Genomic DNA, 10,650 nt, shown 5'->3' with positions numbered 1-10,650 from the left:
GCACAACAAAGTTTAATTGTAGAGCTTTACAATGAATTTTTCCGTTATGCTTTTCCGCGTACAGTAGAAAAATTAGGCATTGTTTATACTCCCATTGAGGTTGTTGATTTTATCATTCATTCTGTTGATGATGTGTTGCGTCATGAATTTGGAAAAAGTCTAGGATCACGTGGTGTTTCTATTCTTGACCCTTTTACGGGTACTGGGACCTTTATCACACGGCTATTACAATCCAATCTCATCAAACCAGAGGATATGGAATATAAATACCGTTATGATATCCACGCAAATGAGATTGTCTTGCTAGCCTATTACATAGCAGCCATTAATATCGAAGCAACCTATCATGGTCTTATGAAAGGAAATTATATCCCTTTCAAGCATATTGGTTTGACTGATACGTTTCGAATGATTGAAAAACAAGATCTTATGGAAGGTATACTCAAAGAAAACAGTGAATATTTGGAACATCAGAAAAATTTGACTATCGAAGTTATCTTCGGCAACCCGCCTTATTCAACTGGTCAAAAAAGTGCTAATGATAATGCGAAGAATACCCCTTATCCCATATTAGATAATCGTATCAGTGAAACTTATGCTGCTCAATCTGAATCAATCAATATGCAAGCACTTTATGATAGCTATATACGAGCAATTCGATGGGCTAGTGACCGTATAAAAGATTGTGGTATTATTGGTTTTGTGACAAACGCAGGGTTTATTAATGCATGTTCTTTAAATGGTTTAAGAAAATGCCTCGTTAAGGAATTTAGCAGCCTTTATATTTTCCATTTACGGGGTAATCAACGAACCTCTGGAGAACTTTCGCGAAAAGAAGGTGGTAAGATTTTTGGTTCTGGATCACGGGCTCCCATAGCTATCTCTATTCTCATAAAAAATCCAGAATCTCAACAGCGTGGGAAAATATATTTCCGTGATATTGGAGATTATCTCACAAGAGAAAAAAAGCTTAAGACAATTAAAAAATTTGGTAGCATTGATGGTATTACACAGAGCAAACAAGGTTGGCAAATAATTATACCGGATAAGCATAATGATTGGCTTGGTCAACGTGATGACAGTTTCAAGACATTCCTAGCTTTAGGTGATAAGAAACCTCATAGTAAAAAACTGTTTGAGATTTATTCTTGTGGTCTAAAAACCAATCGTGATGCTTGGGCATACAATGCAAGCAATGAAACTCTCGCGAAGAATATGAGTAATATGATTACTTTCTACAATAGTGAAGTGGAGCGTTTTAATGGTGTTTATACACATGATAACGGTAAAACACGTACTAAAACTGTAGATAATTTTGTTAATGCCGATGAAAGCAAAATTAGTTGGAGTATTAATCTTAAGAAACATTTAACTAAAGGAAAGATTTTTGAATTTGAAGATACATGCCTTATTCAAAGCCTATATCGTCCTTTTACACAACAATGGCTCTATTACAATCGTGCCTTTAATGAAATGGTTGCCCAAATTCCATGTATATTTCCAATGGGGCAAGCGGTTGAAAATAGAGTAATACAAATTACAGGTACGGGAGCAAAGAAAGATTTTTCTGTTATTATGACTAAGAATGTGCCTGAATTTCAAGTGATGGAGAATAGTCAATGCTTTCCAAGATATATCTATGAAGATGCTACGGTTTCAAAAAGTAAAAGTGAGAAACAAACCCTTTTATTTACAGACTCTATAGAGGAAAACAAAACTGTTGGTTTACAGAGGCATGATGCCATAACTGATGAAGGATTAGCACATTTTAAAGCAGCTTATCCTAATGAAAAAATCACTAAGGATGATCTATTCTATTATGTTTACGGTATACTTCATTCGGAAGATTATCGTGCCCGTTATGCTGATAACCTCTCTAAAGAATTGCCTCGTATCCCGTGTGTAAAGAGTGCTGATGACTTTTGGAAATTTGTAACAGCAGGACGTGAACTAGGTCATTTGCACGTGAATTATGAAGATGTAGAGCCTTATCCCGTGATCTTTAAAAAGGGTAATCCAAAACAGACAGAAATCTCTAATCTCGAAAAATTCTATTATGTGACTGAAATGAAATTCGCAAAAATTAAGAATAGTAAGGAAAAGGATAAATCGACTGTTATTTACAATAGCAATATTACCATAACAGATATCCCTCTTGAAGCTTATGAGTATATCGTCAATGGCAAGCCTGCTCTTGAATGGGTTATGGGGCGTCAATGCGTTAAGACTGATAAAAAGAGTGGTATTGTCAATGATGCCAATCGCTATGCTGTTGAAACCGTTGGCAACCCTGCCTACCCTCTAGAGTTATTTCAGAGGGTTATTACCATAAGTTTAGAGACAATGAAAATCGTTAAGAACCTACCAAAACTAGAGATTAGAGAAACTGAATAACTTATAAAGCATGCTCACATAATGGGCATGCCAATCTTATTAAATCCGCTTATGTATTAGTTTAAATAACAGTCTATTTTATCATCTGTTATGAGATAAACTAAGATAGGAAATAATTACGTTATCAAGATCTCTTTAATGGACTTTTGTAAATTCTTTAAACGTATCATCTTGTGAGTTGATTACCTATAATCTTAAAAGGAATAATTTATCATGCGTTATTCTAAAAAGAAACCATTTGCACTTTTAGATACTCTTATTTAGATTGCTTTAAGATTTTTAAGAAATCCACTCTTAAATAGAATTAGATTTTTTTACATTGCCTTTAAAAGATTATACCGTAATCTAAAATGATAGCTTTATTGTTATCAGAAGCTTTGTTTAAAGAGAGTTATATATATTCATTTTCTTATATTACTTATAGGTTTTGAAGGTTTCTCAACCCCCCAAAACACCTACAAAACCCTCTTAAATATATATTAAAAATTGTATTTATGTGTTACGTTTAATATAGGTTGTTTATTTGAAAGATTAACTTATTGAAATATAATGACTTTTATTTTTTATTGAAAAATATGTAAAGGGGGGAGCGTAAAAAGCACCTCCAAAACCCCCTAAACCTCCAAAACTCATAACCATAATGGTCTTGATAGCATCTATTATGATTATAATCCCTTTCTTTTGAAAGGCTTAAAGGATCATATGCTTTTCATAAAGCACATTTTAATCATTCACTAAAATCATAAGATTCGTCTGTTAAATAAACTGACATAACCGATAAAATAGACAAAAGCCCATTAAAAGAGATTTTGATAATCTATGAAATAATAGGTTATTTCCTTTAAATCTTGCACCAAAACCATGATCAGAGCCACACCACTGTTGAGTTTTTCAACTAGTGATCAAGGCTTTGGACCGCACCTTATTTTCTAAATTTCTGAGATCTTTTCGATATTTTTTAGGTCTATTTCTTGTCTTTTTTTCCGATAAAATTGACTATTTTCTCTTTCCACGAGCGGGGTTGCTCCTTGCTGGTAACCTCTTGTTGATCATCAAAATCTTTTGCTACCCGTTCAATCAAAGCGTAACTCACTTGCTTCACCTTTGCTACTTCTTTGGCTAAAGCTAATGCACGTTCAAGGTGGGTTTTGTTGATGCTCTCGTCAAAACCTAGGTGATCACCTGCCGTAAAGCTTTGCTGATAAGATTGTAAGGTTTCAGCATCACCCAATAAAGCAAGAGCGCCAAGATGAAGTAAAGCATAATGTGCATCGTTTGCTTTAGACGTGGTGCTTTTTTCCCAAGGAGCAGCGCCATAATCAGAGCGAAGTCTTTTAGAAAGGTCAATGTCTGTTACCGACCATTTTAGCGCGTCATCAAGCGCTTGCTTTAAGCGATCCGCAGTGACTTCTGGTTCAAAGATTTCTAAACCCTTTGCTTCAAAATTAAGCTGTATATCTGGAATATCTTCCGTGTGGGTAGGATAAATGAATTTACAAGCGGTGGAAAGAATGCCAGTACTAATCATAAAAGCGCTATCAAATTGTGGGTAATCTTTGGCAATTTCGTCGTTATAAAGAATGTCTACTTCACGATCAGCCAATTGATAGCTTGCCATATGATCATTCTCATTGATTTTCTCGGTTGACCAGCCTAAGCTTTTTAAAAGTGCATGAGCACTTTCCATGGTGAGACGATCATCAGTGTCATCCGCTTCATCCACTTCCTCTGCCGCTTCAACAGCAGTTGTTTTAGAAGCAACAGATGCTGTTTGCGGATCCAAGCTCAAAATCGGAGCGTTTTTAGGAAAACCAGTCCGATAACGGCGTGCAAGAGCAAGGACGTTATCAATAATATGTGCTATGTTTTCCCTTATCAAAGCTGAAAAGTTTTTATCCTTCAAACTTTCCTTATAAAATTTGAGTTTTTCAACATCCCCAATAAGAATAAGTGCAATAAGGTGCAACTTCGCAAAATCATATTCACTGTCTGGGGACAAAGCCGCATAATCATAGATGATTTGATTCACATTTTGTCGATCAGCCCAGCACAAAATATCCGCACTGATCTGTTTCAGCTTGCCTTCATCCAATTCAGTACTAGAAACTGCATAAACTTCTTCTGATTCTTTAAGAACGGTATATTGGGGAGTATTGATGAAAATAGATCGATAAGCTGTAGAAAAACCAAGTGTTGAAAGAGAAACCTTGAAGGTAACAAATGGTGTCTCTCCGTTTTTATCAAGGTTGTACACTATATTAATGATACGATCTTTCTTTATAAAATAAGCATTGCAATTGTAATTTTTATCACGATAGACTGTCCAGTCCATCCTTTTTAAGTCTTCAGAAACTGTATTAAGAAAAGACAAATCTTGTAAACTAAGACGATCATCTATAGCTTTTCGCTCATTAAGGATTTTCAGATATTCTTCAGCAAATTGAACGGCCTGGTTAATATATCTCTCTACTTCACGGTCATCCAAAATTTCAGAAATCGTACCTGCTTCTAAAAAATTTTGATAAGATTTCAGGACATCAATTTGACCTGTCAATGCTAAACAAGCCAAATGCCAGACTATACGTATATTGTAGCTATACTTTTGAACACGTGTTTTGCTTTCTATTGATGCTTGTAAATCTTGGGCACGTGCCCACTGTATTATCCGCTCAGAGATTTTGATAAGCTCTTGCTCATCTAATGTCTCTACACAAATATCAATGCCTTTACCAAAACCACTAAAAATCCCCCCCCCAATCGTATTAAAAGAATTATAAATATTTTTAGGAGAAACGCACCAATATTCCTCACTATAGTGAATACAATTGCAAGCGACAGAAATCATTTCATTAGATATTTCAGCTTCAATACAGACATTGTAATTGTCATGGAGACGTATAAAACCAAAATCAAATTGAATGAAGCGGTCGGGCAAAATCAACCACATTTTTCCAGGCTCCGTAGAAAACCACCCTTGTGTTTTGAGAACGCGCATTGCTGCTGTGAGGCTTATCGAGCGCTGTTTGTTTTTTTTGCGCGTTAGAATATCATCCAACTCCCCATTTTTATAGGCTTGCGCAAAAAAAAGCAGGCGATCATCCGATGTCATTGTTTTATAATATGCAAATTCTGGCACAGATAGTTTTGGAGTAGATCTATCACTCCTTAAAGCCTCCATATCACCAAGTAATGCTTGTGCAACGGCAGAATGATTAGCAGCTTCCTCGCGTAATTTTTGCTCAATATCCTGTGCTTGCGCCCATGCAACCACTTTGTTTAAAGCGGTTGTGATATGGCTTTCGGAAAGATCTGGAGCTTTAACATTAAAATCCTCCTTCGCATAAAACAGCACATCTCCATATTTACGCTGTGATTTTTCACCTCTAGAATATTCCCAGCCAAGACAATAAGCAGCGGTGGTGAGATCAGCCGAAAGCAAAAACTCTTTGCCTCTCTCTCCATAATTTTTTACACCATAGCCAATGCCAATAATGCGATCGGGAAGATGATAATGCGCAAAAGTATCCCCCACGTTATCACGATAAGGCTCCCAGCCCAGTCTTTTTAAAATCTCTGTGACATCTTTGGTTTGCATCATCATTCCCCCAGCATGATCTGTAATTCTTTTACATAAAAATTACTTATGTAATACTTAGGCTCTCTAGAAAGACTATATATTTCCTCACTATCAATTTCACCTCTTCCATAGTTTTTTCCAAAAACTCTTGTAAGACGATGTAAATTGTAAACCGAGAGCTTTCTCCGCCTTTTCAATCTGTAAATCATCTGTTTCATTCTCTTCATCATCTTCACTACCCAAATTGATAATCTCATCATCATATTTATTCACTTTATCAATTAATACTGCAACATCATCTAAGGTATAGGTTTTCATGGATGATCCTCAAAACGTGCGTTATAAACGCTCCATATTTCCTCCATCAATTTCACCTCTTCCATAGTTTTTTCCAAAAACTCTTGTAAAAAGGGATAGGTTGCGGAGTGGGAGTGTGCTCAATCTTTTCAATCGGTTGATCACCATCAGGTATCTCTTCTCCCACGCTTTCTTTAATTCTTTTGCAAAGGAATTCATAAAAATTGCTAGCGTAATATTCGCAATCTTCAGATGAAAGCATGACATAGATTGGGCATTCTCCATCCCGAAACTGCGTATAATCAAAATAAAAGGTTTCACCAAAATCAGTACTGCTCACGAAAAGCTGTTCTGGTGTCAGAAAACCACGTTTTCTAGCATTTAAGTTTTGAAAAACAATATCACCAGCAGGAATACCCATAGGATTATCATAAAGACTATAGATTTCATCACCACCAATTTCTCCTCCTTTGTAATTTTTTAAAAAAACTTTGTAAGACGATGTGAATTGTAAGCCGAGAGTTTTCTCCGCATTTTCAATTACAAGATCATCAACCGCATTTTTTGCAGTACCAAAATTGATAATCTCATCATCATATTTATTCACTTTATCAATTAATACTACAACATCATCTAAGGTATAGGTTTTCATAGATGATCCCCCTTAAAAATATTAACGATGCCTGCATTCTTGAAAATAAAAAATAGTGGTTTAACATTGCAATTCGGAAGTAAAACCACCATACAAAGAAATTTACTTCAAGTTATCTGTAATTCTTTTACAGAGAAATTCATAAAAATTACTTGCGTAATACTGGGGATCGCTAGGTGGAAACTTAAGATAGAGCGGACATTCACCATCCTGAAACTGAGAGTAATCAAAATAAAATGTCTCACCAAAATCAGTTCTACTCACAACAAGCTGCTGTGGTTTTGCTAAACCATTTTCTACATCCGTTATATGATAATAAACAATATCATCACTACGAGCAATTTCAAAATTTGTATTATAAACACTTAATATTTCCTCACCACAGATCTCCGCTCTTCCATAGTTTTTTAAAAAACTTTTGTAGGAGGTTGTGAATTGCAATTTAAGAATCCCCTCTGCTTTTTCAATTAGTACATCATCAACGGCTTCATCTGTAGAGCCAAAATCAACACTATCGCTATACTTACTAACTAATTGTGTAACATCCGATAAATTGTAAGTTTTCACGAATCTTCCCCTGCATGTTCCTTAATTTTTTTGCAAAGGAATTCATAAAAATTACTTGCGTAATATTCGCAATCTTCAGATGGAAGCATGACATAAAGTGGGCATTCACCATCCCGAAACTGCGTATAATCAAAATAAAAGGTTTCACCAAAATCTGTTCTACTTACGATAAGCTGTTCTGGTGTCGCAAAACCCCTTTTTCTATTATTTAAGTTGCGGAAAACAATATCACCAGCAGCAATACCTATTCCACAATCCCTATAAACGCTACAGATTTCATAACCTCCAATTTCTCCTCCTTTATAATTTTTTAAAAAACTCTTATAAGAAGATGTGAATTGTAAACCGAGAGCTTTCTCCGCCTTTTCAATCAGTAGATCATCAACTGCATTTTCTGCAGTACCCAAATTGATAATCTCATCATCATATTTATTCACTTTATCAATTAATACTGCAACATCAGCTAAGGTATAGGTTTTCATGGATGATCCTCAAAACGTGCGTTATAAACGCTCCATATTTCCCCTATCAATTTCACCTCTTCCATAGTTTTTTCCAAAAACTCTTGTAAAAAGGGATAGGTTGCGGAGTGGGAGTGTTCTCAATCTTTTCAATCGGTTGATCACCATCAGGTATCTCAACTCCCGCGTGTACTTTAATTCTTTTGCAAAGGAACTCATAAAAATTACTCGCGTAATATTCGCAATTATCCAATGGAAACCTGACATAGAGTGGGCATTCACCATCCCGAAACTGCGTATAATCAAAATAAAAGGTTTCATCAAAATCAGCGTAACACACGATAAGCTGTTCTGGTGTCGTAAAACCATCTCTTCTATCATTTAAGTTTTGGAAAACAACGTCATTAACAGAAACACCTATAGGATGCTCATAAAGACTATAGATTTCTTCACCACTAATGTCCCCACCTTTATAATTTTTTAAAAAACTCTTGTAAGACGATGTGAATTGTAAACCGAGAGCTTTCTCCGCCTTTTCAATCACAAGATCATCAACTGCATTATCTTTAATACGAAAATGGATAATATCATCATCATATTTATTCACTTTATCAATTAATACTGCAACATCATCTAAAGTATAGATTTTCATCGATTATTTCTCCAAACTTCTTTTTTCTCTTTTCATCAACCGTAGAGCATTACTACCGATGCTCTTGTCCCCATCTGTCAAAATCTATCCCTATGATACTCCATTTCATATCAATTATTCCTCCTAAATTACTGTTTTTTTGTTCTCTATACCCTTTAGCGCGTTCCTTCCAATATTCCTCTCTCCATTTTTTAAACTTTTTTCTCTCTATAAGTGATTGATGTGTTTTGGAAGGAGCATGGATTACGGAATTATATTTTTGGTGAGATTCTTTGCTCATTTCTGCTATGGGCCCCTCATGTGTTTGCTTTAAGTGATGCAACTCAACAGACCTTCCATCAAATCCTATAGGTGCTCTTCCTGCTTCCATCCTTTCAACATTGGTGCCCCACACCGTTTTTCCTTTTTCTTCCCAATCAGAAACTCTGTTAGGATCAAACAGGTCGTCTCTCTGATAGGCTTTGTTTGTCTGTCCAAATTTGCTATCAGTAAATTTAGTGGGTTTCTTTTTTAACCAAAGCTTTTTTTCTTTAGCAGCGAGTTTGGTCAGTTCTTTCCTCGCCGCAAGTTTGTCAGGATCTCCTTGAGCTGCAAATTCTGCAAGATTTTTCTTGGAAGCGAATTGAGCAAAATCTTTCCTAGCAATGAACTTGATCACAGCCTTGTTGCCAAGATTTATAGCTCCCTTGGCTGCTCCAGCTCCTCCAGCAAAGTTTTCTAACACTCCGGCTGATAATCTTCCACTTTCAAAACCAGCATTAAAAGCTCCGTCAACCCCCGCTTTTTCAAGATTCTCTTTTACGTAATCTATATCCCCTATAAACGCATCCTCAACACCTCCCCAGAATTGACCAGCACCTTCCCAGGCATCATCAATCACATGTCCACTCACGACCCAAGACGCTCCTGTTTCAATGTCTTTAACAGCCCTTTTCGCGCCCCCCCATGGATTGCTAGCAAATATCATTATTTGTAACATCATGTTCTTCACAGCGCCATCAGCTAACTCGTATAGCTTGATTGGTGCATCGGCAATGAGACCAGTCATAATTCCTGTCGAAAAAGTTCTATCTTGTTGTTCATCAATCTCGAACCATTTTTCGTTAACATCTCTTCGACACTGATCATCAGGGCACTCTTCTAACTCTTTCTTCATCTGAGCGCGTTGTGCACTACCCAAAAAGTTATTTGCAGCGGCATTACCAGCGGCATCGGCGCCGGCATCAACATCGCCACCGGCAATGGCGGCAGCAACGCCCCCGGCAGCCCTTGCAACATCAATGGTGTGATCTCTAAAGTCAGCAAACTGCGCATCAATCTTTGCGTTTATACGCGCTTCCTCTTCCGGAGTTGGGGTGCGACCGTTTAGGTCCCCCATTTCCTCTTTCACAATGCCTTGCACCCACAATTGAAACTGGAGCATAGCAGTGGCTTCGCCCACAGCACCCCCCACAGCACCGGCCGTGCAAGCACCACTCGCAACAGCGCCTTTTAAGCAGCCAAGACCAGCATGGGCAACGATCTGTGTGACCGTGTCTATTTTGCCTTCTGCCTTGGCGGTACCGATTTCTTCTGCCAACGATTTGCCAACCGTATCAGACAGAGCGATGCGCAGATTGTTAAAAAAGTTCTTGTCAAGAGAGCCGCCCTCAAGAGCCGTCTGCACGCCTGTGCCAATGGCGGCTTTGATCAAGTTCTTTTTCGCTTCAAGGGCGATACGATCGACAAAAGGAGCGGTTTTTGGCAAAGATTGTCCAACACCTGCCATTTCCGTTAGTTGGCTGGTTAAGCCTGCTGTCAACATCGACGAAACAATGCTGAGAACATTCTTTGAAGAGCCAAGCTCATGCAAGGCGCCGGCAATGTTGCCGCGATTATTGACAAGAGCCACAGCGCTTTTGTTAATCAGTGCTTGGACACCTGCCTGTATCGCCGCATTCATGGCGGTACTCGAGCCAAGCCCCAAAGCACCGGTAATGGCACTGGCAGCGCCCGAGGCTGCTCCGCCCGTAACCGCCGTGACAGCCAAGGCCACGATAGCCGCACCGGC

The 10,650-nt window shown here is 37.6% G+C and carries 6 protein-coding genes and 2 pseudogenes; 1 reads left to right on the top strand and 7 read right to left on the bottom strand.

Features of this window, described 5'->3' with window-relative positions; all coding sequences use genetic code 11:
- Positions 1-2,394, top strand: a 2,394-nt coding sequence (locus tag ACFIJZ_RS08695) for a type ISP restriction/modification enzyme (protein ID WP_375631713.1), incomplete at its 5' end; no start/stop codon positions are given.
- Between the two features lie 964 nt (positions 2,395-3,358).
- Here ACFIJZ_RS08695 and ACFIJZ_RS08690 read toward each other — a convergent pair.
- The 7 genes and pseudogenes from ACFIJZ_RS08690 to ACFIJZ_RS08660 all read right to left on the bottom strand — a co-directional run.
- A complete protein-coding gene (locus tag ACFIJZ_RS08690; protein WP_375631712.1) occupies positions 3,359-5,989 on the bottom strand; it encodes a DUF6990 domain-containing protein in 2,631 nt (876 codons plus the stop codon).
- 71 nt (positions 5,990-6,060) lie between these two features.
- Positions 6,061-6,289: pseudogene (locus ACFIJZ_RS08685) on the bottom strand (SMI1/KNR4 family protein); the annotation flags it as partial.
- Positions 6,290-6,341: 52 nt separating this feature from the next.
- The gene (locus ACFIJZ_RS08680) at positions 6,342-6,920 is read right to left on the bottom strand and encodes an SMI1/KNR4 family protein (RefSeq protein ID WP_375631710.1); all 579 of its coding nucleotides are present in this window, start codon (positions 6,918-6,920) and stop codon (positions 6,342-6,344) included.
- Positions 6,921-7,022: 102 nt separating this feature from the next.
- Positions 7,023-7,487: an SMI1/KNR4 family protein gene (locus ACFIJZ_RS08675; RefSeq protein WP_375631708.1), complete on the bottom strand. Its 465-nt coding sequence runs from the start codon at positions 7,485-7,487 to the stop codon at positions 7,023-7,025.
- A gap of 2 nt (positions 7,488-7,489) precedes the next feature.
- Positions 7,490-7,969, bottom strand: a pseudogene (locus tag ACFIJZ_RS08670) (SMI1/KNR4 family protein); the annotation flags it as partial.
- A gap of 52 nt (positions 7,970-8,021) precedes the next feature.
- On the bottom strand, positions 8,022-8,600 hold the full coding sequence (locus ACFIJZ_RS08665) for an SMI1/KNR4 family protein (protein WP_375631706.1): 579 nt from the start codon (positions 8,598-8,600) through the stop codon (positions 8,022-8,024).
- Between the two features lie 52 nt (positions 8,601-8,652).
- Positions 8,653-10,650: DUF637 domain-containing protein (locus ACFIJZ_RS08660; RefSeq protein ID WP_375631704.1), on the bottom strand; the 1,998-nt coding region annotated here is incomplete at its 5' end.

The sequence above is a fragment of the Bartonella sp. CL70QHWL genome, assembly GCF_042194855.1.
Classification (GTDB): Bacteria; Pseudomonadota; Alphaproteobacteria; order Rhizobiales; family Rhizobiaceae; genus Bartonella.
The sequence above is the reverse complement of the archived record's forward strand: the minus strand, read 5'-3'. Positions and strand labels throughout refer to the sequence as shown.

Excerpts from the sequence above, each read along its gene's own strand:
- ACFIJZ_RS08690 (WP_375631712.1), bottom strand. The coding sequence starts at position 5,989 with ATGCAAACCAAAGATGTCACAGAGATTTTAAAAAGACTGGGCTGGGAG.
- ACFIJZ_RS08680 (WP_375631710.1), bottom strand. The coding sequence starts at position 6,920 with ATGAAAACCTATACCTTAGATGATGTTGTAGTATTAATTGATAAAGTG.
- ACFIJZ_RS08665 (WP_375631706.1), bottom strand. The coding sequence starts at position 8,600 with ATGAAAATCTATACTTTAGATGATGTTGCAGTATTAATTGATAAAGTG.